The 26,403-nt window shown below is 65.7% G+C and carries 22 protein-coding genes; 8 read left to right on the forward strand and 14 right to left on the reverse strand.

Annotated features, from left to right (window positions below):
- Together B3T59_RS23010 and metX are read left to right on the forward strand one after the other, a co-directional pair.
- Positions 1-1,100: O-acetylhomoserine aminocarboxypropyltransferase/cysteine synthase family protein (locus tag B3T59_RS23010; RefSeq protein ID WP_287005233.1), on the forward strand; the 1,100-nt coding region annotated here is incomplete at its 5' end.
- Positions 1,101-1,129: 29 nt separating this feature from the next.
- Positions 1,130-2,278: a homoserine O-acetyltransferase MetX gene (gene metX / locus B3T59_RS23015; RefSeq protein ID WP_064861552.1), complete on the forward strand. Its 1,149-nt coding sequence runs from the start codon at positions 1,130-1,132 to the stop codon at positions 2,276-2,278.
- A gap of 38 nt (positions 2,279-2,316) precedes the next feature.
- Here metX and B3T59_RS23020 read toward each other — a convergent pair whose 3' ends face one another.
- The 5 genes from B3T59_RS23020 to B3T59_RS23040 all read right to left on the reverse strand — a co-directional run bounded on the left by B3T59_RS23020 (position 2,317) and on the right by B3T59_RS23040 (position 6,842).
- A complete protein-coding gene (locus B3T59_RS23020) occupies positions 2,317-3,225 on the reverse strand; it encodes a GlxA family transcriptional regulator (RefSeq protein ID WP_064861551.1) in 909 nt (302 codons plus the stop codon).
- 4 nt (positions 3,226-3,229) lie between these two features.
- On the reverse strand, positions 3,230-3,781 hold the full coding sequence (locus B3T59_RS23025; protein ID WP_005207893.1) for an isochorismatase family protein: 552 nt from the start codon (positions 3,779-3,781) through the stop codon (positions 3,230-3,232).
- Positions 3,782-3,854: 73 nt separating this feature from the next.
- Positions 3,855-5,381 carry a hypothetical protein gene (locus B3T59_RS23030; protein WP_287005234.1) on the reverse strand — a complete coding sequence of 509 codons (1,527 nt, stop codon included), beginning with the start codon at positions 5,379-5,381 and terminating at the stop codon, positions 3,855-3,857.
- A gap of 256 nt (positions 5,382-5,637) precedes the next feature.
- Positions 5,638-5,961 (reverse strand): DUF3017 domain-containing protein, encoded by a 324-nt coding sequence (locus B3T59_RS23035; protein ID WP_064862276.1) that lies wholly within the window; start codon positions 5,959-5,961, stop codon positions 5,638-5,640.
- Positions 5,958-6,842, reverse strand: coding sequence for a bifunctional methylenetetrahydrofolate dehydrogenase/methenyltetrahydrofolate cyclohydrolase (locus B3T59_RS23040; RefSeq protein ID WP_064862287.1), 885 nt, complete (start codon positions 6,840-6,842; stop codon positions 5,958-5,960). The genes B3T59_RS23035 and B3T59_RS23040 overlap by 4 nt, the downstream gene beginning before the upstream one ends.
- Positions 6,843-6,950: 108 nt before the next feature.
- On the opposite strand from B3T59_RS23040, the gene B3T59_RS23045 reads away from it, so the two are divergent.
- The gene (locus B3T59_RS23045) at positions 6,951-7,907 is read left to right on the forward strand and encodes a serine/threonine dehydratase (protein WP_251723276.1); all 957 of its coding nucleotides are present in this window, start codon (positions 6,951-6,953) and stop codon (positions 7,905-7,907) included.
- A gap of 60 nt (positions 7,908-7,967) precedes the next feature.
- Positions 7,968-8,432 (forward strand): tRNA (cytidine(34)-2'-O)-methyltransferase, encoded by a 465-nt coding sequence (locus B3T59_RS23050; protein WP_064862286.1) that lies wholly within the window; start codon positions 7,968-7,970, stop codon positions 8,430-8,432.
- A 123-nt stretch (positions 8,433-8,555) separates the two neighbouring features.
- Here the strand turns inward: B3T59_RS23050 and B3T59_RS23055 are convergent, their stop codons facing one another.
- The 5 genes from B3T59_RS23055 to B3T59_RS23075 all read right to left on the reverse strand — a co-directional run bounded on the left by B3T59_RS23055 (position 8,556) and on the right by B3T59_RS23075 (position 14,784).
- Positions 8,556-8,783 (reverse strand): DUF167 domain-containing protein, encoded by a 228-nt coding sequence (locus B3T59_RS23055; protein WP_005207899.1) that lies wholly within the window; start codon positions 8,781-8,783, stop codon positions 8,556-8,558.
- 100 nt (positions 8,784-8,883) lie between these two features.
- Positions 8,884-12,150, reverse strand: coding sequence for an error-prone DNA polymerase (locus tag B3T59_RS23060; protein WP_287005235.1), 3,267 nt, complete (start codon positions 12,148-12,150; stop codon positions 8,884-8,886).
- Between the two features lie 206 nt (positions 12,151-12,356).
- The gene (locus tag B3T59_RS23065; protein WP_287005236.1) at positions 12,357-13,748 is read right to left on the reverse strand and encodes an MFS transporter; all 1,392 of its coding nucleotides are present in this window, start codon (positions 13,746-13,748) and stop codon (positions 12,357-12,359) included.
- 5 nt (positions 13,749-13,753) lie between these two features.
- Entirely contained in the window at positions 13,754-14,329 is a 576-nt protein-coding gene (locus B3T59_RS23070) for a cysteine hydrolase family protein (RefSeq protein WP_064862274.1), read from the reverse strand.
- Positions 14,330-14,355: 26 nt separating this feature from the next.
- Positions 14,356-14,784, reverse strand: coding sequence for a MarR family winged helix-turn-helix transcriptional regulator (locus tag B3T59_RS23075; protein ID WP_064862273.1), 429 nt, complete (start codon positions 14,782-14,784; stop codon positions 14,356-14,358).
- A 217-nt stretch (positions 14,785-15,001) separates the two neighbouring features.
- On the opposite strand from B3T59_RS23075, the gene B3T59_RS23080 reads away from it, so the two are divergent.
- Together B3T59_RS23080 and B3T59_RS23085 are read left to right on the forward strand one after the other, a co-directional pair.
- A complete protein-coding gene (locus tag B3T59_RS23080; RefSeq protein WP_287005237.1) occupies positions 15,002-16,921 on the forward strand; it encodes an SDR family oxidoreductase in 1,920 nt (639 codons plus the stop codon).
- Positions 16,918-17,979, forward strand: a complete 1,062-nt coding sequence (locus B3T59_RS23085) for an alanine racemase (RefSeq protein ID WP_287005238.1) — start codon at positions 16,918-16,920, stop codon at positions 17,977-17,979. The genes B3T59_RS23080 and B3T59_RS23085 overlap by 4 nt, the downstream gene beginning before the upstream one ends.
- A 555-nt stretch (positions 17,980-18,534) precedes the next feature.
- On the opposite strand, the gene B3T59_RS23090 is transcribed toward B3T59_RS23085, so the two are convergent.
- The 4 genes from B3T59_RS23090 to B3T59_RS23105 all read right to left on the reverse strand — a co-directional run bounded on the left by B3T59_RS23090 (position 18,535) and on the right by B3T59_RS23105 (position 25,015).
- The gene (locus B3T59_RS23090; protein WP_287005239.1) at positions 18,535-20,142 is read right to left on the reverse strand and encodes a DNA polymerase Y family protein; all 1,608 of its coding nucleotides are present in this window, start codon (positions 20,140-20,142) and stop codon (positions 18,535-18,537) included.
- The gene (locus tag B3T59_RS23095) at positions 20,142-20,990 is read right to left on the reverse strand and encodes a hypothetical protein (protein ID WP_287005240.1); all 849 of its coding nucleotides are present in this window, start codon (positions 20,988-20,990) and stop codon (positions 20,142-20,144) included. Before B3T59_RS23095 ends, B3T59_RS23090 begins: the two co-directional genes overlap by 1 nt.
- 204 nt (positions 20,991-21,194) lie before the next feature.
- Entirely contained in the window at positions 21,195-21,941 is a 747-nt protein-coding gene (locus B3T59_RS23100) for a dienelactone hydrolase family protein (protein WP_287005241.1), read from the reverse strand.
- Positions 21,938-25,015, reverse strand: a complete 3,078-nt coding sequence (locus B3T59_RS23105; protein WP_287005242.1) for an MMPL family transporter — start codon at positions 25,013-25,015, stop codon at positions 21,938-21,940. Before B3T59_RS23105 ends, B3T59_RS23100 begins: the two co-directional genes overlap by 4 nt.
- A 133-nt stretch (positions 25,016-25,148) precedes the next feature.
- Between B3T59_RS23105 and B3T59_RS23110 the strand changes: the two genes are divergently transcribed.
- Both B3T59_RS23110 and B3T59_RS23115 read left to right on the forward strand, forming a co-directional pair.
- Positions 25,149-25,796 (forward strand): TetR/AcrR family transcriptional regulator, encoded by a 648-nt coding sequence (locus B3T59_RS23110; RefSeq protein WP_287005243.1) that lies wholly within the window; start codon positions 25,149-25,151, stop codon positions 25,794-25,796.
- Positions 25,789-26,376 carry a TetR/AcrR family transcriptional regulator gene (locus B3T59_RS23115; RefSeq protein WP_251723266.1) on the forward strand — a complete coding sequence of 196 codons (588 nt, stop codon included), beginning with the start codon at positions 25,789-25,791 and terminating at the stop codon, positions 26,374-26,376. Before B3T59_RS23110 ends, B3T59_RS23115 begins: the two co-directional genes overlap by 8 nt.
- The last annotated feature ends 27 nt before the right edge of the window (positions 26,377-26,403 follow it).

Genomic DNA, 26,403 nt, shown 5'->3' on the forward strand with positions numbered 1-26,403 from the left:
TGCTCGAGGAGCGCGTCGCGGCGCTCGAGGGCGCCACCGCGGCCGTCGCAGTCTCGAGTGGCCAGGCGGCCGAGACCATGGCCATCTTGAACATCGCGGGCGCCGGTGACCACATCGTGTCGTCGACTTCGATCTACGGTGGCACCTACAACCTCTTCAAGTACACCCTCGCCAAGGCGGGCATCGAGGTCACCTTCATCCTCGACGAGAACGACCCCGAGCAGTGGCGCCAGGCGGTACGCCCGAACACGAAAGCCCTCTACGCCGAGACGATCGGCAACCCCGCCATCAATGTGCTCGACATTCGCGCCGTCGCCGACACCGCGCACGAGATCGGCGTGCCGCTCATCGTCGACAACACCGTCGCCACCCCGTATCTGCTCAACCCGCTCGCGCACGGCGCCGACATCGTCGTGCACTCGGCCACCAAATACATCGGTGGGCACGGAACCGCGATCGGCGGCGTGATCATCGACGGCGGCACCTTCGACTGGCGTGTCCAGCGCGACGGCAAAGACCTCTTCCCCGGTTTCACCACGCCCGACCCGAGCTACCACGGCGCGGTCTTCGCCGATCTCGGCGCTCCCGCGTACGCACTCAAGGCACGCGTGCAGTTGCTCCGCGACACCGGCGCAGCAATCTCGCCGTTCAACGCGTTCCTGCTCGCACAGGGTCTCGAGACCTTGAGCCTGCGCGTCGAGCGTCACGTCGCCAACGCGAAGCGCGTCGCCGAATACCTCAACGACAACCCGCAGGTCGAGGAGGTCTACTACGCCGGTCTGTCGTCGTCGCCCTGGTACAAGCGCGGCCAGGAGCTCGCACCGAAGGGGCAGGGCGCTGTCATCGGGTTCGAGATCGCAGGCGGCGTCGACGCGGGCAAGCGGTTCGTCGAGGCGCTCACACTGCACAGCCACGTCGCCAACATCGGTGATGTGCGCTCACTGGTGATCCACCCCGCATCGACCACCCACAGCCAGCTGACCCCCGAGGAGCAACTCGCCGCGGGTGTCACCCCCGGCCTCGTCCGCCTCGCGGTGGGCATCGAGGGAATCGACGACATCCTCGCTGACCTCGACCGGGGTTTCGAAGCAGCCAAGTAGACAACGCAGAGCAAGGAGCGAGGACACCTGTGTCGGTGAGCATCGACCCGCAGACGGATACAGAGCAACGGCCGGACTGGGAGAACGCCCCGGACGGCCAGATGCTCAGCGCCCGTCTCGGGTCGATCTCACTCGACAACGGTGAGCAGATCGACGACGTGACCCTCGCCTTTCAGCGGTGGGGAAAACTGTCGCCTGCTCGCGACAACGTCATCCTCACGCTGCACGCCCTGACCGGCGATTCACACGTGACCGGACCCGCCGATGCTGCTCATCCATCCCCCGGCTGGTGGGACGGTCTGATCGGTCCCGGCGCGGCAGTCGACACCGACGAATGGTGCGTCATCTCGGCAAACGTGCTCGGCGGATGCCGTGGATCGACCGGGCCCGCATCGCTGGACCCCACCGGCCGACCGTGGGGTTCGAGCTTCCCGCAACTCACCGTGCTCGATCAGGTCCGCGCCGAAGTCGCACTGATGGATCATCTGGGCATCGAGAGCATCGGCGCGGTTGTGGGCGGCTCGATGGGCGGCGCACGCGCACTCGAGTGGATCATCGAGTACCCCGAACGGGTTCGAAGCGCACTCGTGCTAGCCGTCGGCGCTCGTGCGACCGCCGACCAGATCGGTACGCAGACAACGCAAATCGCAGCCATCACGTCCGATCCGGCGTGGCACGGCGGCGACTATCACGGCACCGGCGAGGCGCCGACGACCGGAATGGGAATCGCTCGTCGGATCGCGCACCTGACCTACCGCAGCGAGCCGGAGCTCGACGAACGCTTCGCGAATGATGCTCAGGGCCAAGAGAATCCACTCACCGGCGGACGCTACGCAGTGCAGAGCTACCTCGAGCACCAGGCGGGCAAACTGGTCGAGCGTTTCGATCCGGGAAGCTACGTCATCCTCAGCGAAGTACTCAACCACCATGATGTCGGGCGCGATCGCGGTGGCGTGAAGGCCGCACTCAACGCGTGCAACGTTCCGGTGATCGTCGGCGGTATCGACTCGGATCGCCTGTACCCTTTGCGGTTACAGGTCGAACTCGCCGAAGAGCTCGGCAATTGCGTCGGCGGCCTCCAGGTGGTTCAGTCCGACAACGGCCACGACGGATTCCTCACCGAATTCGACGCCATCGGCGATCTACTCAAGCGCACAGTCGATCTCGCGCGTCGCTGAAGTCAGGACGTCAGCTGCCGTTGTACTCCGCTGATAGATCAGCGTGCCCGCTCACGTAGCGACCTGGCGTCGGCGTATCCGATCGCCCGCGCCGCAGCTTCTCGTGTCCACCCCTGCGCCACCAGTTCGCTCGCCGCCTCACGGCGCACCTGCGCCGAGTAGGCGTGCGGAGTCATCCCGGTCGCTGTCACGAAGTGCCGCACCAGTGTTCGAGCCCCCACATGAAGAGTCGACGCCAACGTCGCGAGATCGGGTGGCGGGCCGTCGACCTGGTCGAGGACATCCTGAGCACGGTGTACAAGATCGTCGAGATGATCACGGTGCATGAGCGTGAACGGCGCCTGCCCAGCAGTACCCGGCCTCCATGCGGGCACGACGAGGGTCCGAGCGACCCTCGCGGCAAATGCGGGTCCGTGATCGTGCGCGATGAGATGTAACGAGAGATCGATTCCGCTCGCTATGCCTGCGGAGGTGTGTACCCGGGGTGTGCACGTGTAGAGCACCCCGTGGGCCACCTCGACCCCGCGGAACCGCGCAAGCCGGTCGAGCAACTCGTGATGCGTTGTCGCACATAATCCGTCGAGAACGCCCGCCTGCGCGAGCGTCAATGCACCAGCGCACACGCTCGCCACAGAACCGCTCGCTCGATGGTGTTCGGCGACACGCAGGACGAGGTGATCTGCGAGAGGTGCCACGTCGGCCGCGAGCTTCCCTCCCACAACCATCACGAGGTCGCGCGTCGACAATTCCGGCCACGTCGTCGACGCACCCAACGCGATCCCCTGATGGGAAGTGACAGTGGCGGTGTCGGCTACCGTCGAGATCTCGTAGTCACCGCCGAGATCGTTCGCCGATGCGAACGCCTGTATCGGTCCCGCCGCGTCGAGTAGGTGCACTCGTGGCGGCAGCACGATCAGGACACGACGCCTACGGCGATCGACAGTCATGCTCTCATGCTGGCATGCCGAGTTCCGCGAGTGTGGTGACGAGTGCGAATCGACCCGACAGCGCCGCCGCTGTCCGCTCGATCACCGTCGCGGCGTCAAGCACCCCTGACCCATCGGCGAGCGGCAGTGGATGCGTCGCCGTCGCATCGATCACCACCTCGACGGAGTAGCCGAGATCGCTCGCGACCCGGGCCGTGGTCTCCACGCACTGCTCCGTGCGGATTCCTGCGAGACGCACGGTATCGATTCCTGAGTGGATCAGCAATTGCCCGAGATTGGTTGTGGTAAAGGCATTGTGACTTGTCTTGACGATCACCGGCTCGTCGGAGCGGGGCACGAGGTCGTCAACGAGCCGCACCAATCCGCGTTCCGGATCGAACGGTCCCTCGCTGCCCGGGGCGGAGTGCAGCACCCAGATCACCTGGTCGCCGCGAACACGCGCCGACTCCACGAGCTCCGCCACTCTGATGGCGATCTCCGGATCCGAGATCTGCTCCCACGAGGGCTGCTGTCGAAACGATTCCTGGACGTCGATGACGATCAATGCGTTTGCCATGTATCGATCATGGCCTCACCGCGGCACGCAGAACAGGTGCAAGAAGGTCACTGACCGGAACGATCAGGACACGTCATGGCGGCGGCAGCAGTCCGTCGGGAACGGGCGTCGTGGTCGTCGTGGTCGGAGGTGTCAGTTGACCTACTCCTGCACCACGATCGTTATGTGACTGCGACGCACCACCATTCGAACCAGCCCCGGCAGAGGGTTGCTGATGGCTGGGAGTCGGCGTCTCCACACCGGGAGCGGGCGTCCCCGACGGCGGAACGAACCCCGGCGGCAGCAGCTTGGGCGGAATCGTGATTCCGGGCGGCAGTGGCAAAGTGGGACGACTGGTCTCGGCGCTGGGTGGCCGCGTTGTCGTCGACGGCGTACTCGGACGCGCGGAGAGTGTCAGCGTGGACGGCGACGGCGTCGTCGGAGGCAATTGCGTTGTCGCCCAACCCGGTCCGTCGTCCTCGCGCGCTGTGCGCGGGGCTTCGGCCGACGTCGAGGTGAGTTGTGTCGGTTCCTGTCTCGTCTCCGAGGGAACGATGTCGGACTGGTCGGAGTCGGTCGATATCGACGCGACGCGAGCACTCGAGGGCGACGGGATGTCCGTGGAGTTGCCGGTGAGTGTCGAACCCACCGCATACACCGTGAACATCGCTGCGGCAATGACAACGGCTGCAACAGCAATCGGCAGCGGAGAGAGCACTCCCCTGCGCCTCCCGCCTCCGATGAAGGCCAATCGACTGGGCGCCGTTGCCTGCTCGGACGAGAGCATCGCGGCGCCCACAGCTGCAATTTGTTCCGGATTCGTCGGGATGACGACCTCGACGAGTCCGCCTTCGGCATCCTCTTCGGGCACCATGTCGGCGATGGTCGGCAGGTTCGCCAGACCACCGACGAGAACCACCGCGCACGCCGAATGCGTTGCGAGGTAACGGCTCAGCTCTTCGCGAGCGTCTTTCAGAAATGGACGTACCGCCGAGGCGAGCGTTGCGTCGCCGATGCGGAACCGGCCGGCGGCGTCGACTGTGCCGTGCTCGCCCGACTCCTCCTTGGCGGTTCTGACGGCACTACGCAAAGCGTTGCGACTGAGCTTGTTCGAGAACGAACCACTCACGGCACCTGCGTCGTCGACCACCTGGCGGACGATCGCGTCGTCGAGCGCGCGACCCGACAGCGCGCGTGAGTGTGTGATGTCGCCGATGGCTCCACTCGAAGGCTCGACGGTGTAAAAGGTCGTGCCGCTGTCGCCGCAGTCGACGACGACCACCGACCGGTACCTCCCGATCTGGCCCGTTTCGATCAAGCAGGCCACCACGGCCTCCTCAACGGAGACGAGGTGGATCTGCCGGCGTGGACCCGACCCCGTCGAGCCGATGAGCTCACGCCCGAGATCGCCGCCTGCCGCGACACCGATCGGCCCCACGCGTCGTTCGGCGCCGCGCGCGGCGTCGAGCATGAGGTCGATGCCCGCGTTGACTCTGCCCGAGGTGTCGTGACCATCGCTGGGATCGACGTCGATCACCCGTGACTCCACGAGTTCGCGACCCGAGCCGTCACGCGTGAGCAGGACGAAGTGGATCATGCCCTGACCCAAGGAAACACCCATCGACGTCGTCTCGTCGTGGGTGGAGCGATCGTGTGGTCTATCCAGCGTCGAAGAGATTGGTTGCCTGCCCGTTTGTCGCCGTTCGTCGTTCGCCGTTCAGTGCGACGCGCTCTACGCACAGCCGCAGCGCACCACGACTCACTCGGTGCGCTCACGCCTGGGTTCAATCGATCCAGAGGTCCCGGATGCCGATCCAACAGGTGCCAGATCAGCTCACGTCACGGGACACTTTACCGAAGCGTGCTCCATATTGTAATCAATCCGTGCCCAACGGATCTATTGACGCAGCTAGCCATAGCATGAGGGATCCAACGCTGGCAAGGGATATAACGTCGAAGAATCTACCTCTGACCTGCAGTAATCCCACTCGTGACGTTGGCAACACCGCGCGCATGAATGCGCCGAGAAGCAGAGCCGTTCCGAAAACGAACGAACCACGTCGCCAACGGTCGAACAACACCAGCGCCGCTCCGGCGATCACGCCGAGCATCACCAACAGATAGGGAATCTGCGCGATGTAGGCGCGGACCCGACGGGCATGGCGAAGCTGTCGCACCCGCGCATCCGTCGCTGAGTTCACCGTCCGGAATCTCCGGCGACGCTCACTCCGGCTGCGAGATCTGCCTCTGCACGCTCGACCACATTGACGAGCAGGAACGCTCGCGTCAGTGGCCCGACGCCGCCCGGATTCGGCGACACATATCCCGCGACGTCCCACACGTCGGGAGCGACGTCGCCGACCAGACCGTCCTCGGTGCGGCTGACGCCGACATCGATGACCGCTGCCCCCGGCTTGACCATGTCTCCGGTCACCAGATGCGGCACACCCGCCGCCGCCACGACGATGTCGGCACGCTTGATCTCTGCGGCGAGGTCGCGGGTTCCGGTGTGACACAGCGTCACGGTCGCGTTCTCACTGCGTCGAGTGAGAAGCAGGCCGATCGGGCGTCCGATCGTCACACCACGGCCGACGACGGTGACGCGGGCACCATTGATCGGGATGTCGTAGCGCCGCAGCAGGTGGATCACGCCGCGCGGTGTGCATGGGAGCGTCGACTCCTTGCCGAGGACGAGTCGTCCGAGGTTGATCGGGTGCAGACCGTCGGCGTCCTTGGCGGGATCGATCCGCTCGAGCGCGGCGTTCTCGTCGAGATGTCGCGGCAGCGGGAGTTGCACGATGTAGCCGGTGCAACCGGGGTCTGCGTTGAGCTCGTCGATGGCTGCGTTGAGGTCTTCGGTGGTGGCATCCGCGGGTAGATCCTTACGAATCGACGCGATGCCGATCTTGGCGCAGTCGGAGTGCTTGCCCTTGACGTAGGACTGCGATCCCGGATCGTCGCCGACGAGGATCGTGCCGAGACCCGGCATCACGCCGGCCATCCGCAGCTTGTCGACGCGTTCACGGAGATCGGCGAAGATCTCGTCGCGGGTCAGCTTGCCGTCGAGTCGTATCGCGCTCACCCGTCCATTGTTCCATCCTGTCCGAGGCTCGGTGTCAGGTGTGCAGGTGTCGTGTGTCAGATGTCGGGGTCGCGATCCGTTGCGCCCATCCGAGTACCGTTCTGCCATATGCCCACGAACGCCGCCCGCCCGGTCACCATCGCCGACGTCAGGAGGGCGCGAGGCCGCATCGCGACGCACGTTCGACGCACGCCGGTGCTGCGCGCGGAGATCGACACGGTCAGCGGAAGTGTTCCGGTGGTCTTCAAGCTGGAGTACCTGCAGCTCGGCGGCTCGTTCAAAGCCCGCGGAAGCGTGAATGCCGTGCTCGCGGCACGCGACGCGGGAGAGCTCGCAGATAGTGGAGTGGTGGTGGCGTCCGGCGGAAACGCCGCGATCGGCGCAGCGCATGCGGCGCGGATCGTCGGCACGCGGTGCACCGTCGTCGTACCCGAGAACGCGCCACCGGTGAAGGTGACGGCGCTGCGGGATCTGGGAGCCGACGTGCGTCTACACGGCTCCAGGTATCACGACGCGGCCGAGTTCGCGGGTGCGCTCGCCACGAAGACGGGTGCGCTGCTGCTCCACGCGTACGACCTTCCCGACATCGTCGCGGGCGCCGGGACCATCGCCCTCGAGTTGGCCGCAGACGTTCCCGGGCCGCAGACCGTCGTCGCATGCGTGGGAGGCGGCGGACTGCTCGGAGGTCTCGCAGCTGCCCAGCGCCCCGGCGATCGTCTCGTCGGCGCGGAGCCCACCGGAGCGTCGAGTCTGCATCAAGCGGTGAAGGCGGGTGGGCCGGTGTCGGTCGAGCTCGACAGCATCGCCGCGGACTCGTTGGGCGCCACCAGGATCGGCGACATCTGCTGGTCGACCATCGCCGACAAGGCAGTCGAGAGCGTCGTCGTCTCCGACGACGAGATCATCGCCGCGCGTCGAATGCTGTGGGAACGGTTCCGCATCGTCGTCGAGCACGGCACCGCCACCGCGGTCGCAGCGGTCGCCGCAGGGCTGGTGACGCCAGCCCCCGACTCGACGCTCTGCGTGCTGCTGTGCGGAGCCAACACCCGACCCGACGACCTCTGAGCCGACTGGGCGCCGACCGCCCCGACAAGGCGTCGGATCACGCTCTGCACAATGGACGCCATGTTCCGCATCATGTTCTATCAGCCGTGCATCCCGCCCAACACGGGTAACGCGATCCGGCTGGCTGCCAACACCGGCAGCGAACTCCATCTGATCGAGCCGCTCGGTTTCTCGATGTCCGACGCTCAGGTGAAACGGGCAGGCCTCGACTACCACGAGATGGCGAACGTGACCGTCCACCCGAACCTCGTCACAGCGTTCACCGAGCTGAAACCGCAACGCGTCTTCGCATTCACCGCGCATGCATCGCGATATCACACCGACGTCGACTATCAACCCGGCGACGTGCTGCTGTTCGGTCCGGAACCCACCGGACTCCCCGACGAGGTACTCGCCGAACCCGAGATCACCGACCGGCTTCGTATCCCGATGCTCGCCGGGCGACGCTCACACAACCTGGCGAACGCCGCGAGCATCGTCGTATACGAGGCGTGGCGACAGAACGGATTCGACGGCGCGGTGTGACGAAAGTACCTGCGCACGAACGGGACTGACGCACAGTCGGCGCCACGGAGCGCACAGTCGACACTGTGCGGGGCCCACTCGATGGAGGCGCGCGGGCTTAGTAGAACCCGACGGAAAGCCCGCCTAGCCCACGCGGAAACGCTTGGTGCGCGCGGTCGCTCCCCCGATGAGTGCCACCTTGGACTTCGGCACGCCGAGGTGCTTGGCGAGCAGTTCGGCGACCGCCTTGTTCGCCTTACCCTCGGTGGCGGGCTCGCGCACGTAGATGGTGATGGAACCGTCCGGCCCGGTCTCGACGAGCGGCCCCTTGCGACTGCTCGGTTTTGCCGTGACGATCACCTGTTTCGCCATCTGTTCCTCTCCCCGCTGTCGTTGTGCGCGAATGCTTTCCGCGCCGTTGTCAGTGCACATCTCACATCGGTGCACATCTCACATCACTGCAAATCCCACGTCAGTGCCAATCCCGCGAGCGGGTACCCACTCGAAGATCCATCCGCTGCAACCGATCTGCAACCACCGTCACCGCACCCTCTGCATTCTGCACTCTGCCGCGTACCAGCAGCGCCGACGCCGAGTGTGCCAACTCGCGATACCGCGACCACAGCCCGACCGAGCACACCACGTTGACCATCCCGGTCTCGTCTTCGAGGTTGATGAACGTCACGCCGGATGCTGTCGCCGGACGCTGCCGGTGGGTGACAGCCCCTCCGACGATGACACGTGACCCATCCGGCACAGACAATAGCGCCTCTGCGGGCAGGACACCTATCGCAGTCAACCGCGGACGCAGGAACTGCGTCAGATAGTTCGACGGCGTGATCCCCGTCGCCCAGGCATCGGTGGCGGCCAGCTCAACATCCGACAATCCCGGCAGCGTCGGTACCTGCGCAGATGACTCCAACTCGAGATGCTCGACGCTCGCGGAGGCCGCCGCGCCCGCCTCCCACAACGCTTGTCGTCGACTCATGCCGAAACACTCGAACGCACCCGCGCCCGCCAATCCCTCGAGGTGTGCGAGGTTGAGATCGGCTCGCCGCGACAGGTCGGTGATACTCGTATACGGACCGTCGGCTCCTCTTGATTCGACGATGCGCGCCGCGACGTCGTCTCCGACCCCGCGTATCGACGCCAACCCGAGCCGCACGTCGAGCCCATCGTTCTCCAACGTCGCCTCGGCCAGCGACGCGTTGATATGCGGCCGGTGCACGTCGACGCCGTGTCGGCGCGCATCGGCAACCAGCGACTGCGGCGAGTAGAAGCCCATGGGTTGCGCACGCAGCAGTGCCGCGCAGAAGGCCGCCGGATGGTGCAGCTTGAACCACGACGAGTAGAAGACCAACGATGCAAAACTCTGCGAATGACTCTCGGGGAAACCGAAATTGGCGAAGGCTGCCATTTTCTCGAAAATCCGGTCAGCGACCTCGTCGGTGATGCCGTGGGTGCGCTGCATACCTTCGTAGAAACGTCGACGAAGCCGCTGCATGCGTTCGGGCGAGCGCTTGGACCCCATCGCACGACGGAGCTGATCCGCCTCGGCGGCGTCGAATCCGGCGACGTCGACGGCCAACTGCATGAGCTGCTCCTGGAACAGCGGTACGCCGAGTGTTCGCTTGAGCGCTGGCCACATCGACGGATGTTCGACGGTCGGCTCCTCCTGGCCGTTGCGTCGGCGGATGAACGGGTGGACCGATCCGCCCTGGATCGGTCCCGGACGGATCAGCGCGACCTCGACGACGAGATCGTAGAAGCAGCGTGGCTTCAGTCGCGGGAGGGTTGCCATTTGCGCTCGTGATTCCACCTGAAAAACCCCGACAGAGTCTGCGCGACAGAGCATCTCGTACACCGCCTGCTCAGAGAGGTCGAGTTTGGCGAGGTCGACATGGATGTTCTTGTGTTCGGCGACCAGATCGATCGCGTAGTGCAGCGCCGAGAGCATCCCGAGACCGAGCAGATCGAACTTGACCAAACCGATTGCGGCACAGTCATCTTTGTCCCACTGCAACACGCTGCGATTCTCCATCCGCGCCCACTCCGTCGGGCAGACATCGGCAATGGGGCGATCACAGATCACCATCCCACCGGAGTGGATTCCGAGATGCCTTGGCATGTTGGCGATCTCGCTTGCGAGATCAAGCACGTCGTCGGGCGCGGTATCGGGCATCTTGCTCCAGGCGTCCTGCTGACCACTCGCGTAGCCGAGCGCTCGCGCCATGTCGCGCACCGACGATCGGCCCCGGTAGGTGATCACGTTGGCGACCTGCGCGCTGTACTCGCGGCCATACCGTCGGTACACGTACTGGATCGCCTCTTCACGACGGTCCGATTCGATGTCAACGTCGATGTCCGGTGGCCCGTCACGCTCAGGTGAGAGGAACCTCTCGAACAGCAACTCGTTGGCCACCGGGTCGACGTTGGTGATACCCAACGCGTAACACACCGCGGAGTTGGCGGCGCTCCCCCGGCCTTGGCACAGGATGTCGTTGCGTTTACAGAAGTCGACGATGTCGGCGACGACGAGGAAATAGCCGGGGAAGGTGAGCGTTTCGACGATCGCCAGCTCGTGCTCGATCTGCCGGTAGGCCGCCGGATGTTGGGCTGGTGTCCCATAGCGGCGTCGCGCGCGGGTCATGGTGAGATGCCGTAGCCAACTGGACTCCGTGTGCCCGGCTGGCACGTCGAACGGCGGCAACTGCGGCGCGATCAATCCGAGTGAGAATGCGCAGTCGTCGGCGAGGTCTGCCGCGGCGGCGATGGCGTCAGGATGCGCGGGCAGCAGGCGCATCATCTCGTCGCCGCTGCGCAGATGCGCACCGCCGACCCCCGGCATCCAGCCCGCGATGGTCTCGATGTCGGTGCGGGCACGGACCGCCGCCATCGCCAGCGCGAGGCGTCGACGGCGCGGCCCCGCGAAGTGTGCCCCCGACGTCGCGACGGTCGGCAGCCCGAATCGTCGCGCGAGGTCGGCGAGTACCGCATTGCGCTCGTCATCGTCGGGCAGGCCCTGAGCAGTGAGTTCGACGACGACGTCGTCGCGTCCGAACCGCTCGACCACTCCGCCAAGAGCGGCCTCGGCAGCACCGATACCCGCCCGATCCAACGCTCGGCGAACCGCGCCCTTGCGACAGCCCGTCAGGATCACCCAGTGGCCTGCGTCGCGGGTCAGCCGGTCGACGTCGTAGCGCAGCAGCCCCTTCTCACCACCGGACATGTGGGCGTCGGCAATGATTCGCGACAACCTCCGATAGCCCTCACTGTCACGCGCGAGGACCAGCAGATGCTCACCGGCCGGATCGGTCACCCCGGTCCGGGTCACGTCGGGCTCCAGGGAGAGTTCGGCACCGAACACCGTCGGCATCGCGAATTCCTTTGCGGCCTCGGCGAATCGGACCACGCCGTAGAAACCGTCGTGGTCGGTGATCGACAGACCGGTCAGGTCGAGCCGGGCCGCCTCCTCCACCATCTCCTCGGGCATCGACGCCCCGTCGAGGAAGCTGTAGGCACTGTGCGCGTGCAGTTCGGCGTAGCGCACCGACGAGCGCTCGCGTGCAACCTCCGGTGCGGTGTAGGCACCCCGCTTGCGTGACCAGGCGGGGCTGTCGCTGCCGTCGCCGGGTTGCTCGGGACCGAAGAACTCCCCCGGCCGACCGCCTTTCGGCGAGCGCCCCGACAGCACTCGCTCCATCTCCCGCCAGGTCGGCGGGCCCTGGTTCCAGCCCACTCAGCCAGTATAGAACACATGTTCGACAGACGGTGAGTGGTGGGCTGCCCCCTCGCCTCGCCGACGACAGTCCCTGCCACCCGACTTTGAATATGTGTCGAACTGAAGGATGTGGGTGCTGCAGCACCCACATGCTTCGATTGGACCCACATCCTCGCTCAACTCGACGACGTTCGGCACTCGCTCGTTGCGGCGAGACCGCACCATCAGTCTGCCGACACCGCTCTCGGAATCCGACGATCCACCAACGTCATGGCGATCAACACCGATCCGATGACCACGATCGCCCAGCCCGCGACGTGTAGTCCACCGTCGGTGGCGCGGGCCCCGAAGGCGATACCGATGAGGCTCGACGAGAAGATCGCCCCGAAGTACATGAACGTTCTGTACAGACCCGACGCCACGCCGATCGACTCCGACGGGCTCTGCGTGTAGAGCGTCGCCTGGTTGGCGTAGCCGCTCAATCCGTTGGCTACGCCGAACAGGAAGGTCATCGTGAGCAGGATCCACAGCCCAGAGGAATGATGGATCGCCACGGCGGCGACACCGGCGCCGACAAAGCAGAAACCTGTGAGGATCAACGGAATTCGCACCCATCCGTGCGTCGAGTTGACCCGCGCACACACGACACTGAGCGCGGAGTACGGGATGAGGATGAGGCCGACCTGCGCGGCCGTGTAGCCCGCGGACTGCTCCATCCACTGGCTGATGCCGTACATCGCCGTGTACGAGCCGAGCCCTGCCAGCATCTGGCGCAGGTAGGTGCGCACCAACGGGGAGTTGGCCGCGAGCATCCGTACGTCGATGAGCGGTTGTGCAGCACGTAGTTCCCAGAGGAACAGCAACAGCCCCGATACGGCGACGATGACGAGCAACCACCACCGCGGTTCTGGCAGGCGCGCCAAGAACTCGAGTGTCACAACGACGGTCACCGCGAAAAGCACTACCCCCACGACGTCGACGACGCGGACAAGACCCCGGACACCACCTACATGGACCGCCCCGTCGCGGGGAATACTGCGCAGCGCCCACGCGATGGTGACCAGTGCAACGGGGATGTTGACGAAGAACACAGCGCGCCAGCCGAACACACCGGTCAGTACACCGCCGAGGGGCAGACCGATGACGGCGATCACCTGGGCGGCGATCGAGAACCCGCCGAGTATCCGGCTCGGCACGCCGGTGCCGAAGGAGTCGGCTCGCGACCGCACGAGCGCCATGGCCGTGGGATACGCCGCAGAGGTGCCGATGCCGATCAACGCACGGGAGAGCAGAAGACACCAGAACGCCGGCGCGGCGGCACCGATGACACCGGCGATCAGCAGGATGACCAGCCCGGAGGCGAAGACGCGACGAGGACCGAATACCGTCGCGAGTTTGCCCATCGTCGGTTGTGCCACTGCGCTACACAGGTAGAGCACTGAGATCAGAATCGTCGTCTGGGCCGGACCCCGATGGAAGTCGACGCCGATCCCGACGAGCGCGGTGGCGATCATGGAACTGTTGATCGGGTTGAGTGTCGACCCCATCAACAGTGGCCCGGTGAATCTCCAGCCGAAGGGATTGCGCTGTGCCACACCGGCGTCGCCGGTGGCCACGGCACTCACTGAGCTGTGGCGTCGAGGAGTTCGAGAAGCTCTGCGGTCGAACCTGTCTCGGCGATCTGGGGGAACACCTCGCGCACGCTGTGCGCGTGACGCTCCCCGTCGGAATCGGTCATCGCATCGGTCGGCAACGTCACGTTGAACCCCGCTTCGTGTGCGTCACGCGCCGTCGATTCGACGCCTGCGCCACTGGCGATCCCGACGACGGCGACCTGGGTGACCCCCCTGGAACGCAACTCCTCGAGGAGACCGGTACCCGCGAATGCGCTACGCGAATGTTTGGTCACCACCAGATCGTCTGGCTGGGGGGCGAATTCGTCGATGAGCTCGGTCCCCTCCGTCGGCAATTGCGGCCTCGCCGATCCAGAGTTGCGGTCCGTCCGGCCGGGAGGCACGGCGTCGACGTTGACCATCACCACGAGGTGGCCATACTTATGGAACCTGTCGACCAATTGCCCCGCGCGGTCGACGATTTCCGACGCCGGGTACGGTGCGAGATTGTCGCGCAACGCGATTCCACGTTGCATGTCGATGACGATCAGCGCGACCCGCGGGTCGAGAGCTGTCATTGCCATGGATTCCTCCTTGATCGAAGCGACTGTCAGGACTCCGCCACACGGCGGAGAAGCTCTGTTGCGGTGGCGATCTGCGCCCATTCCTCGTCGGTGAGAACCTGCCCGAGCCGATCAGCGAGCCAGTCCTCGCGAGCCAATCGTCCACGCGCGTAGGTCTCGCGGGCCTTGTCCGAAAGATCAAGGAGCGTCTTTCGACGATCCTTCGGATGAGGCGTCCCGATGATGAGTCCCTGCTCGAGCAGTGCCGCAACCGTCGTCGACATCGACTGCGGGCGAACACCTTCGGCTCGGGCGAGGTCGTTCACTGTCGACGGTCCCCCACGTTCGAGCCTGCCGAGCACGTTGGTCTGCGACCGCGTGAGATCCCCGATCGGGCCCTGCGCGCGGAGTCGGCGATTGAGCGCCGCCAGCACGGGGCGCAGGGTCGCGGCAATCTCGGCGGGATTCTCAGACATATAGTGAGTCTAGCAAATAGTCAGTCAACTGATAAGGTTCCTGACAGAAAGGGAGATTTCAGACAACTCTCCCGCCGACCCTGGGTATCCCAGGGCCTAACAACTCCCCGTGGTGACGTTGCCATTTGGTGATGTAAGTGTCAGGGTGAATCCGAGCACTTCTTACCGCGGAGTAAGAAGGCGCGAGTCCGCAGTTGCCAGCCGGCCGGAGGAACAGATGACCACGTATTTCATCACCGGAGGGACCGGGTTCATCGGACGCCGGGTGATCGAACGACTGCTCGCCGCAGACCGGGGCGCCCACGTCTACGCGCTGGTCCGCGCGGGATCACGCGCACGATTCGACGAGATGTTCGCCGACGCTCCCCCGGATCGACTGCATCCGATCGCCGGGGAACTCACCTCGCCCGGGCTGGCCTTGTCTGGCACAGAGTTGCCCGAGATCGACCACGTCATCCACCTCGCCGCGATCTACGACATGACCGCCGACGCCGAGGCCCAGCAACGTGCCAATGTCGACGGCACCGCGCGCGTCGTCGACTTCGCCGTCGAACACGACGCGATGCTGCACCACGTCTCGTCGATCGCTGTCGCCGGTGACTATGCGGGCGCCTTCACCGAGGACGATTTCGACCTGGGGCAGGGGTTTCCGACGCCGTATCACCGCACCAAGTACGAGGCGGAGAAGCTCGTCCGCGAGCGGGAGGGACTGCGCTGGCGGGTGTACCGGCCGTCGGTCGTGGTCGGCGATTCGCGTACCGGCGAGATGGACAAGGTCGACGGCCCGTACTACTTCTTCCCCCGATTGGCGCTCCTGGGACTCCTGCCGTCGGGTATTCCACTGCCGATGCCAGACCTGGGTCGGCTCAATCTTGTACCCGTCGATTTCGTGGCGCAATCCATCGCAACCCTCGTCGACGACGAGCCTGAACGCAGCTGCGAGGTGTTTCATCTCGGCGATTCGCGGGACCGCGGTGTCATCGGCATGTACAACGCGCTCGCTCCTGCGATCGGTTCACCCAAAGGTGTTGGCGTGGTGAGCAATCGGATCGTCGCCCCTGCTATCGGGCTGACCGGATTCGGGCCGCTACGTCCAATCCGCGATCTTGTCGCGTTACAGGAGGGCATCCCACCCGCACTGCTCGACGGCATGCGAATGACGGCGGACTTCCGTGCCACACGAACCCTGGCACGATTGAGTGGCCGCGGCGTCGAACTTCCTGATCTCGACGACTACGGACCACGCCTGTGGGAGTACTGGACCACCCATCTCGACCCGGCACGGCACCGCAGGCGTGATCCGCGCGGACCGCTCGTCGGTAAGCACGTGTTGGTCACTGGCGGGTCGAGCGGCATCGGCAAGGCCACCGCCCGGATGTGCCTCGAACGGGGTGCCGACGTCTACGTGATCGCCCGCAGCGCAGACGAATTGGCCTCCGCGGTCGCCGATCTCAATGCATCGCAGTCGAAACCGGGCATTCCGCCCGGACGTGCTTATTCCTATCAGTGCGACATCACCGACGAGGAGGCGGTGCGGACACTGGTGAAGTCGGTCATCGCCGACCACGGTCACGTCGATGTCCTGGTCAACAATGCTGGGCGCTCGATTCGTCGATCAACGCTCAATTCCGTTGAGCGCTCGCATGATTACCACCGGGTGATGGCGGTCAACTACTTCGGAGCCGTCAACGTCGTACTCGCACTGTTGCCGCACATGGTGGAACGACAGAGCGGGCATATCGTGAATGTGTCGTCGATCGCCGTGCAGACGCGTGGCGCGCGATTCGGCGCGTACGCGGCATCGAAGGCGGCGCTGGAAGCGTTCAGCGAGTCGACGGGTGCTGAAACCCTCTCCGAACACGTCTCGTTCACCAACGTGCGGCTACCGCTGGTCCGCACGCGGATGATCGCGCCCACCGAGGCCTATCAGAACTCCGCCGGGGTGTGGAGCGTCGACAAGGGAGCGTCGAAGGTGTTGCAGGGCATCGTGACGCGTCCGGCGCGCATCAGTCCGCCGCTCGGACAGCTCGCCGAGTTCGGCCGGAAGTTCACACCACGACTGACCGCACGGATTCTGCACCAGGAGTACCTTCTGGTCGACGAATCGGCGGCCTCCCTCGGTACCGTGGATCGGTGACCGACACCCCGTATCTCGCCGTCGACCTCGCGCGCCTCGATCGCAACCTGCAGGCGGTCGCCGAGCTCACACGGAACGCTCACGTCGATCTGCGCCCCCACGCCAAGACGCACAAGACCGCAGAGCTCGCTCGACGCCAGATCGGCAGCGGCGCTGTGGGTCTCACCGTAGCGACGATCGGAGAGGCTGAAGCGTTCGCCGCCGCGGGCTTCGGTGATCTGTTCATCGCCTATCCGCTGTGGGTCACAGCCCGCAAGGGTGCACGCCTGCGCGCGCTCGCCGATCGGGTGTCACTCCGCCTGGCCGTCGACTCCGTCGAGGGTGCCGTGCGCCTTGCCGCCGAGCTGTCCGGCGCCGAGGTTCTCGTCGAAGTCGACTCCGGACAACACCGGACAGGTGTGGCACCTGAGTCCGCGGGCGAGGTCGCAGCGGCTGCGCAGTCGGCTGGGCTCAAGGTGGTCGGGGTGTTCACCTTTCCCGGCCACGGATACGGCCCCGGACATGCACGCCGTGACGCCGCCGCACAGGAGATCGCGGCACTCTCATCAGCGGCAGAACAGTTGCGCGACAGGGGAATCGAGCCACGCGTGCGAAGCGGAGGCTCGACGCCGACGATCGAGTTCGCGGATTCGGGCGTGTTGACCGAGATCCGACCGGGCGTCTATCCGTTTTACGACGCCCAGCAGGTGGAGCTCGGCGTCTGCGGATTCGACGACGTGGCGCTGACCGCCGTCAGCACCGTCGTCCGCCGTGACGGGCGTCGTGTGGTTCTCGACGCGGGCAGCAAGATCATCGGCGCCGACCGGCCCGCGTGGGCCAGCGGACACGGTCGGATACTCGACGATCCGGACGCGCGGATCGTCGGACTCTCCGAGCACCACGCCGTGGTCGAGTACCCGCCCGGCTCCGTCGTTCCCGAACTCGGCTCGACGGTGCGCGTCGTACCCAACCACGTCTGCACCGCGGTGAACCTCGTCGATGAGATGGTCGTCGACGACGCGCGTTCCGGTGGCGCCGCGGTCCGGTGGCCGGTGATCGCCCGCGGCGCCAACGGCTGAGCAAGGGGCACTGGGTGCTGCGGTGCGCGGGCGGTGCTGTCGGGTGCTGCGTGCGGTGCTGTCGGGTGCTGCGTGCGGTGCAGAAAGTCGGGGAAGGATCGTTTCCCCGGGTTTTGCACCCTTCCCCGCGAAGCAACACGCGGAACGGTCAGAAAGTAGCGGAAGAGCCACGGCGCAGCGCGGAGTTCCCGAGTGCAGAAACCCGGGGAAGGATTGTTTCCCCGGGTTTTGCACCCTTCCCCGCGAAACAACACGCGCAAAGGTCAGAAAGTAGCGGAAGAGCCACGGCGCAGCGTCAAAACCCGCGGAAGAGTGACAGCCAGGGCCCCCGCCCCGCACCACTCGGCGCGGCCGGCACCACTCGTGCCCGTCGCCCCACGCTGACAGACAGCGCGGACTTCCCGAGCGCAGAAACCCGGGGAAGGATTGTTTCCGCGGGTTTTGTGCCCTCCCCCGCGAAACAACACGCGCAAAGGTCAGAAACCCGCGGAAGAAACCCTCCCCCTACTTTCTGCCTTTCTGCCCGCAGCGCGCACACGAGCCGAAGCGGCCGCGCTACTCGTACACGCCCTCGACCATCCATTCGCCCGCCCGGTAGTAGAGCAGCAGTGCGCGTGAATCCTCCAGGAGCACTTGGACTCTGGCGATGATCCCGGTGTCGTCCATACCCGCCGGCCACGGTCCGGCCCACCAACTCAGCGCCCAGGAGTCGCGCACCGCGCCCCCGCGCACCGCGCCAGAACCCCCGCGCCCGCTGCGTGCCATGCGCACGACGGCGGGTTCTTCGGAGAACGCCCCCCGGCCGGTGACGGTGACCGGCTGACCCAATGCGTCGATCAACGCCACCGGGGTGCGGGACATCACCGTAGGTGCCGGCTGGGGAACCCGTCCCGGCCAGGGAGCCTGCGGATCGTGTTCGGGGATCTTCTCGTCGCCCAGCGAGATCAAGGTGATCTGATCCGACGGTCCGCGACCGCCGCTGCGCACGGGCACCTGCACGGCGTCGCCGCCGAGCAGTCCCTGCACACGTTCCAGAGACCTCCGGGCACGTTCGGAGACCTCAGATTCACCGGGGAGCCCTGCGCCCGTCAGCGCATAGTGCAACGCTCCGGCGTCGACCGTCTCGACCGGTTCGAGTCGCAGCATCGCGATGGGCGAATCCGGACGCGTGTCGCCGCGGTTCCTGCCCCGCCCCGCACCGGTCAACCATCCTTCCAACTGCCAGCGAATCCGATCGGCTGTGGCGTCGGATGTGAGTGGCTGCGCGCACCGCCACACCCGCGAATGTCGTTGTCCGCGTTCGGTGATGGCCTCGACCTTGAGCTTGGTACACGCGGCGGGCACATCAGAGAGCCTTCGATGCAACATGTCGGCGAGTCGTCGGCCCGCGAAGGCAGCCGAGTCGATCCGATCGATCGGCGGGTCACAGACGTAGTCGACGACCAGTTCCGGTGAGGCGACGATCCCCGCGGGTCGCCGATCAGGCAGCGCGTTGGCCAACCGGTGGGCCACTACGGCGTCGGCGGGGAACCGGGTGGCGACGTCGCGCGCGGACATGGCGGCGAAATCGCCGACGGTGACCAGCCCCAGTCGTCGTAACAGGTCGACGAACTCGGTGCGTTCGGGACACGACAGGCTCGGCTCGGCATTGAGCTCGGCCACCGGCAGATCCGCCAGATAGGCGCGATCGCCGCCCGGTTCCACATGCTGGCCGCGTCGCGCGGCGATCACCGCGGTGAACATCTCGTCGGCAACACCGACCTGGGATTCAACTCCGCAGACCGAGACCTGGTCGACGAGTTTCTCCGCGAGCGACGCTTCTCCCCCGTGATGTCTGGCCGCTCCGTCGGCAGGCATCACCAGCAATCCCGGCCGCAACACCTCGACCACAGCGACCACCTCGGCGACCGCTGCCACCACCGGTTCGAAGAAGCGTGCGTCGCGGTCGACGTCGGCGGTGAACACCCGCATCTCCGGGCATACCGCCTGTGCCTGCCGCTTACGCATGCCGCGGCGAACCCCTGCGGCACGCGCGGTGGCAGAGCACGCGGTCACCCGGTTGGCCGAGAGCACCGTGATCGGTTGTGCGGGTGGAAGATCCTCATCGGCAGCCGCAGCCATCGCGGGCCAGTCAGGGCACCACAGGGCCATGATGCGTCCCATCAGTTCGCCACCGCCGTGAGCCCCTGATCCAACGGACCGGCCCCGGATTCGACCGGACGTGTCAGACCCACGAGACCTCGCGACCCACCCGATGATCCGACGGTACTCAGATCGACGTCGGCACTGCGTGTCCGACGGTCACGCCCGGTGGCGGTGACCTGTAACCGCAGTCCGCCGATCCTGCCGTGCCCCCGACGCGCGGCGGCGAGGTCGGCGCCGACACCGCCCGGGACGTGACGGTAGGTCAGCACCGACGCCTCCATCCGGACCTGAGCGCCCGGCCAGTGCCCGTCGACGACCATCAAAGCCGACGAGTGCTGCCGCACCCGCCCGCTCACCACCCTGCAGCGCGCGGGCGCGACGTCGACGCCGCGCAGACCCAGGACGACCAGATCCATCCCGTCGAGGAGTACCGAGGCGATCTCCACCGGGTCGACGCCCGGGTCGGGCACAGTGGCGATGCGAGCGAGGTCGGCGCCCATCTCGGCGGCCGACAACAGATTCAGCCAGGGCAGTCCGACAACCCCCACCTGACCACCACCACGACTCACCGCGGCGATCATCGCAACCACGAGCGAACGCGCACCGGAGCAGCCGATCACGCTCCCCCGTGCGATCCCCCCGCGTCCCGCGGATTGGCCACGCGGCAACAGATCTGCGAGGACATCGGGTAGCGGGAGACTATCGTCGACCTCAGCAGAACGGTCGGCGGAGACCCGATCAGGCACCCCCGACAGCACCGCCATGCGCTTGCGTAACCGGGCGAGTGTATCGGTGCGATCGTCGCCATCCGAACCCTCCCCGTCGCCCTGCGACGGGCACGGATGAGCCAACGGCAAAACACTCATGAAGACCTCCTGGCCAGCGTTGATAATGCGTGGCGAGCCGGGAAGTTGCTGCGCCGTCGGTCGCTCGGATCACCGAGTCGGATCGAACGTTTTTTCGATATGGCGATCGTACGACGCCCCTCCGACAGGACGCAACAGTGCAGGTGCCGGGACAGTGCGCCGGGGCTCAGCGCGAGTGACTCAGCGCGAGTGACTCAGCGCAACTCAGGCCGAGAACCGCGCATCGAGAAAGGCGAACACGCGGGCCCAGGCGTCCGACGCCGCATCCTCGTCGTAGTGCATCCCGACGACGCGCAGCACCGCGTCGGGAACTGAATCGATGCGATTGGCGAAGCTGTGCCCGACCCCGGGATAGGTCGCGATATCCGAGGGGATCCCGTGCTTGTCGAGGACACGCCGCAAACGCGATTCGCCGAACGGGATCAGCGGGTCGCGCGCGCCGAACGACGCCACCACCGGGCAGGTATCCGCCGTCACGGCACGGTAGGTGGTGAGGCTTCCGTAGAACGGCGCTGCCGCAATGTACCGGGCATCGCCCTCGAGAAGCGCGAACCCGCCGCCCATGCAGAATCCGACGATGGCCACCTCACCGGTGGACAGCGGGTCAGAGGCCAGACGACGTCGGGCGCTCTCGAGAATCCCGAACACCGGTCCACGACCCGAGACGAGTGACCGCATCGTGGACACGATGCACGCAGCACGATTCGGACCGGCACTGAACAGAAGCGGCGCCAGCGCCAGGTATCCGTGGTCGGCGATGATGCGCAGAGTGCGCACGATGTCATCTTCGACACCGGTGATGTCGTGCACCAGGAGGACAGACGGTAGTGGACCGTCCGAATCGGCTGGCCGGGCCATCAGCGCCTCGACACTCGTTGTATCGCCCGCGGCCGCAGGCTGCGACTCGTCACAGTCGATGACGAGCGACTCGACGACGGTGTTCTCGGTCATGATGATGTTCCTTTCGGGGAAGACGGTGAGGTCGACGTGGCGGAGTCGGATACCGCGGACCCGCCGCCGGACGACGGCCACCAGATCCGCGTTCCGAGCACGTGGAGTATCGACGGGACGAGCACCGTCCGCACCACGGCGATGTCGAGCAGCAGTCCGATGCCGATGGTGAAACCGGTCTGTAGGAGCAGGACGACCGAACCGCTCATGAGCGCGAACATCGTGACGGCGAAGACGATCCCTGCCGTGGTGATGACCCGGCCGGTGCTACCAAATGTACGTAGAATCGCCGACGTCGTTCCGCTCGAAGAGTTTTCACGAACACGCGAGGCGAACAGCATGCTGTAGTCGGCGCCGACTGCCACCAGACTCATGAACGAGACGGGTAGCACCGACCAGTGCAGCCCGATGCCGATGATGTGTTGCCACACGAGCACACTGATGCCTGCGGCGCTGAGAAACGACAGCAACACCGTGGCGACCAGGATGAAAGGCGCGAGCAGGCTGCGCAACAGAGCAACCAGGATGATGAACACCGCGGCAAGCGCAACAATCCCGAACAGCAGGAAGTCCTTCTCCGACTGCGCGATGAGGTCCGAGGTGATCGACGTCAGTCCTGTCGCATCCACACGTGCGTGTGACAGCCCACTGCCCTTCAACGACTGTTCGGCAGTCGTCGAGATATCGGATACATGACTGGTCGCCTGCTCACCGTAGGGATTTCCCGACGGGATCACGAGCATACGAGCCACCCGGCCGTCGGACGACATGAGCATCTTCGACCCCGCCACCAGCCGTGAATCCTCGAATGCGCTGCGCGGCAGATAGAACCCGGCGCCGGGGCCCTGCGACGTCGCCTTGCCCATCTCCGAGAGATATCCGGAGGCCTCGTCGAGTCCGCTGCGGAGTTGGTCGGTCATCGACACGACGGTGTCGGTTCCTGTCTTGGCCTCCGAAAGTCCTTGTGCCAGTTGGTCCATACCCGACGTGAGCTGTCCCATTCCGTCACGCAGTCGTGCGAGGTCCGAGCGGATGGACTCCGGCGAGCGCCGGCCCATTGATGCCGTGAGGGTGGAGATGGCCGAGAGTCCGGCGCGCAGATCGGGCATGACAGACGACACCGTCCGCAGGTCGTCGGGGTCGAGGTTCGCCGCGTTCTGCGCCGCCGTGAATGCCGCGCTCAGTGCGTGATTCGACGTGCCGTCGAGTTGCGCGAACAACGTTCGCCCCTGCATACACAGCGGCGAATTCAGACACTGCGCGGAGGGTTGCGGTGACGCGTACGGGGCGAGCGCCCGCGACAGCGCATCGATGGCCTGCCGCTGTGAGCTCAGCGTCGACACCAGCGTTTGCAGTGAGGACAGTTGCGGTTCCAATCGCGCGAGTACCTGGGCCAATGACTGACCGTCAGCGGTCCGGGCGGTAGCGATGTTGTCGGCCAGTGGAAGTAGGTCGAGAACCGAGTTCGACAGGTCGACAACCTGGTTGACTCCCGACACCAACTCGGGCAGTTGCTTGGTCGACTCGACCGCACCGTCACGAAGCGCGGTCATGCCCTGGGTCAGTCGTTCCAGATCCGGTCGGGCGTCGGCGATCTGCGTTCCGGCGTCGGCGAGCCGACCAGCGATGAGCGCAGCCTGGTATCCGATGGCCGATTCGGGCAGTTGGCGACCGTCGGGCCTGGTCAACGAGCGCACGTAGGCGACGTTCGGGAGGTCGGTGACCGCTGAGGCAACGCGATCGAGCGCAGCGAGATCGGTGGTGGTACGCATGTCGTGATCGCTGCGGATGATCAGGAACTCCGGGACGATTTCGTTTGCGCCATAGTGTTTCGCGACGAGATCGTACCCACGGGAGCTGTCGGTGGGATGCAGCTGCATGGCGTTGTCGTCGCCGTTGGCGCGGAAGGTCACGACGGGTACCGCCAACAGGATCAACAACAGCAACGACGCACCCGCCAACGCGCCGGAGCGGCGCAAAATGAAGCGACCGCGGCGGCGCCAGATGAAGTCTCGCGAAGGCCGTGGCTCGATCCTGCCGTGTCGGCCGAGAATGGCCATCATCGCGGGAGTGAATGTCAATGCGACAGCGAGCGTGACGACGAGTCCGATCGCAATCGGCGGCCCCGAGGTGGTGAACATCCCGTTGCGCGCCATGAGCATCGCCGTGGCCGACGCCGCGATGGTGAGTGCCGACGCCGTGAGCACCTCCCCGACGCTGAGACCGGCGAACCCCACGGCCGACCGGGACGAGAGACCCTTCCGTCTACCGTCGTGATAGGCGGCCATCTGGAAGATGGCGTAGTCGGTACCCGCGGCCAACACCAACGCGGTCATCAAGGTGACGGTCAGCGTCGACAACGCGAGCGCCCCGTTATCTCCCAATCCGGACACCACGGCACGCGATGCCGCCAACGACACACCAATCGTCAGGAGCGGCACCAGCGCGGCGATCACCGAGCGATACGACATCACCATGAGCACCGTGATCAACAGGACCGATACCGCGGTGATCACGACCATCGATGTGTCCAAGGACGTGAACTCGTCGACGACGACGGGCGCGGGACCCGAGAAATGGGTCTGCAGACCCGCGGGCTTCTCGACAGCATCGAGATGATGACGCACCGCTTCGGTGGCGCGGTGTGCCGCCGCAGTACCGATGGCTCCCTGTTCGGCGACCAGCAGCGTGATCGCCTTCCCGTCGGGGCTCACCGCATAGTCGCGCGTCGCCGGATTTCCGAACATATCCAGCACGTACGAGACGTGCTCCCGGTCGTCGAGCAGCCGCTGCACCACCGCGGAGTAGTAGCGCTCTTCTGCAGGTCCGATCGTGGTGTCGCCTGCCATCACCACCGACCCGACCGCCGTCGAGGGATCATTGCCGAAGTCACGCGCCATATCGGCGATCGCCTGTGTCGACGGTAGATCCGCAGGCACGATCGCGGCTGACTTCTCTGCCGCCGTCTGCTCGATCTGGGGTATCGCGATGTTGAGGGCACCGACCACGACGACCCAGAAACCCACGACCCACCACGGATAGGCCGCGGCCATACGTCCGGGAGCCGCGAGCACCGATCGTGCTGTCAGCCCTGTTCTGTTTCTCGGTCGACGTCCCATCCCCACCCTCTCGTGAGACACTTAGACATAAAATGACTCATTGACCGAGACGGTAGCATCGGTGCGTAATCAAGGACAAGAAGGGCCCATGAGCAACGACGATGCGATGTCGGCGATACGCCAACTCCTCATGACGCCCGATACCGACTCCGAACAGTCGTCGGTGGTCACCGATGTCCTCGAAGCCGCCGTCGGAGTGATCCTCACGATCGGATGGCAGCGTCTGACGATGGCCGACGTCGCCAAGCGGGCAGGCGTCGCCCGTGCCACCGTGTACCGCCACTTCGCAACCAAGGACGATCTGCGACGCGCAGTGGGCGCGCGGGAGGTCCAGAAGTTCCTCCTAGAAATACTGGAATTGCGTTCCACCGCACCAGAACTCGAGTCCGGAATGGTAGCGGCCGTTCGCCACATCATCAACGAGGTCCGCACCAATCCACTGATCGCACGCCTGCGCGAGACCGACCGCGAGTTGCTCATGGACGTGGTGTCCCGCGACGACATCGTGACCTACGCGACGCAGTTCTGCGCGCAGATGTGGCGGACACAGCTGTACGCCGCCGACGATGAGATCGCCGAGGGCGACTGGAACCATCTGCTCATGGTCAGCGAGATCACCGTTCGGGTGTCACTGTCACTCGCATTGAACCCCACCACCAGCACCGATCTCAGCACGGAAGAGGGCGCCACCGACTTCGTGCGCAGATTTACCAAAGCCCTCCTGCCCGATGCCTAGGATCAAGGCCGGGTCGGTCGCCGAACACCGCGCCGCCATCATGACCCAGCTGCTCGACGGCACCGAACGACTCCTCCTGTCAGGAGCGGATGCCACGCTGACCGCCGCGGGCATCGCCGCGGAGGCCGGCATCGCGCGCAACAGCATCTACCGCTACGTGTCCTCGGTCGACGACCTCATCGAGATGGTGCTCGAGCGCGGGTTCACCGACTGGTCGACCGCCGTGGCCGCGCGCGTCGCCGATGCCTCGGACCCACGGACAGCCATCCTCACCTACGCCGAGGCCAACCTGGAATTCGCGGCTGACGGTCGACATGCCTGGCGTACGGCTATTGCCCGAATTCATCTGTCCGACAACGCGCGCAGCAGAGTCATGGCCCTACACGAACAGATCACCGCCACCCTGCACGAGGCGGTCAACGCCGTCGGCGTCGTCGACACCGATCTCACCGAGGCCACGATCGCCGCCATCGTCGACGCCTGCATCGGACGCATCGACGCCGGGCAACCGCTTCCCGAGGTGATCGATCACGCTCGCAAGAGCGTCGGTGCAGTCATCGACGCCTGCATGCCCGGCTGACGATTCGGCGCTCCACCCCGACGCCGC

Origin of the sequence: Gordonia sp. UBA7860, assembly GCF_002500165.1 — a bacterium.
Lineage (GTDB): Bacteria > Actinomycetota > Actinomycetes > Mycobacteriales > Mycobacteriaceae > Gordonia > Gordonia sputi.

Excerpts from the sequence above, each read along its gene's own strand:
- B3T59_RS23020 (WP_064861551.1), bottom strand. The coding sequence starts at position 3,225 with ATGACTGTCGATCGCCGTAGGCGTCGTGTCCTGATCGTGCTGCCGCCA.
- B3T59_RS23025 (WP_005207893.1), bottom strand. The coding sequence starts at position 3,781 with ATGGCAAACGCATTGATCGTCATCGACGTCCAGGAATCGTTTCGACAG.
- B3T59_RS23030 (WP_287005234.1), bottom strand. The coding sequence starts at position 5,381 with ATGGGTGTTTCCTTGGGTCAGGGCATGATCCACTTCGTCCTGCTCACG.
- B3T59_RS23045 (WP_251723276.1), top strand. The coding sequence starts at position 6,951 with ATGCCCACGAACGCCGCCCGCCCGGTCACCATCGCCGACGTCAGGAGG.
- B3T59_RS23050 (WP_064862286.1), top strand. The coding sequence starts at position 7,968 with ATGTTCCGCATCATGTTCTATCAGCCGTGCATCCCGCCCAACACGGGT.
- B3T59_RS23055 (WP_005207899.1), bottom strand. The coding sequence starts at position 8,783 with ATGGCGAAACAGGTGATCGTCACGGCAAAACCGAGCAGTCGCAAGGGG.
- B3T59_RS23070 (WP_064862274.1), bottom strand. The coding sequence starts at position 14,329 with ATGGCAATGACAGCTCTCGACCCGCGGGTCGCGCTGATCGTCATCGAC.
- B3T59_RS23075 (WP_064862273.1), bottom strand. The coding sequence starts at position 14,784 with ATGTCTGAGAATCCCGCCGAGATTGCCGCGACCCTGCGCCCCGTGCTG.
- B3T59_RS23080 (WP_287005237.1), top strand. The coding sequence starts at position 15,002 with ATGACCACGTATTTCATCACCGGAGGGACCGGGTTCATCGGACGCCGG.
- B3T59_RS23090 (WP_287005239.1), bottom strand. The coding sequence starts at position 20,142 with ATGGGACGCATCATGGCCCTGTGGTGCCCTGACTGGCCCGCGATGGCT.
- B3T59_RS23095 (WP_287005240.1), bottom strand. The coding sequence starts at position 20,990 with ATGAGTGTTTTGCCGTTGGCTCATCCGTGCCCGTCGCAGGGCGACGGG.
- B3T59_RS23100 (WP_287005241.1), bottom strand. The coding sequence starts at position 21,941 with ATGACCGAGAACACCGTCGTCGAGTCGCTCGTCATCGACTGTGACGAG.
- B3T59_RS23110 (WP_287005243.1), top strand. The coding sequence starts at position 25,149 with ATGAGCAACGACGATGCGATGTCGGCGATACGCCAACTCCTCATGACG.
- B3T59_RS23115 (WP_251723266.1), top strand. The coding sequence starts at position 25,789 with ATGCCTAGGATCAAGGCCGGGTCGGTCGCCGAACACCGCGCCGCCATC.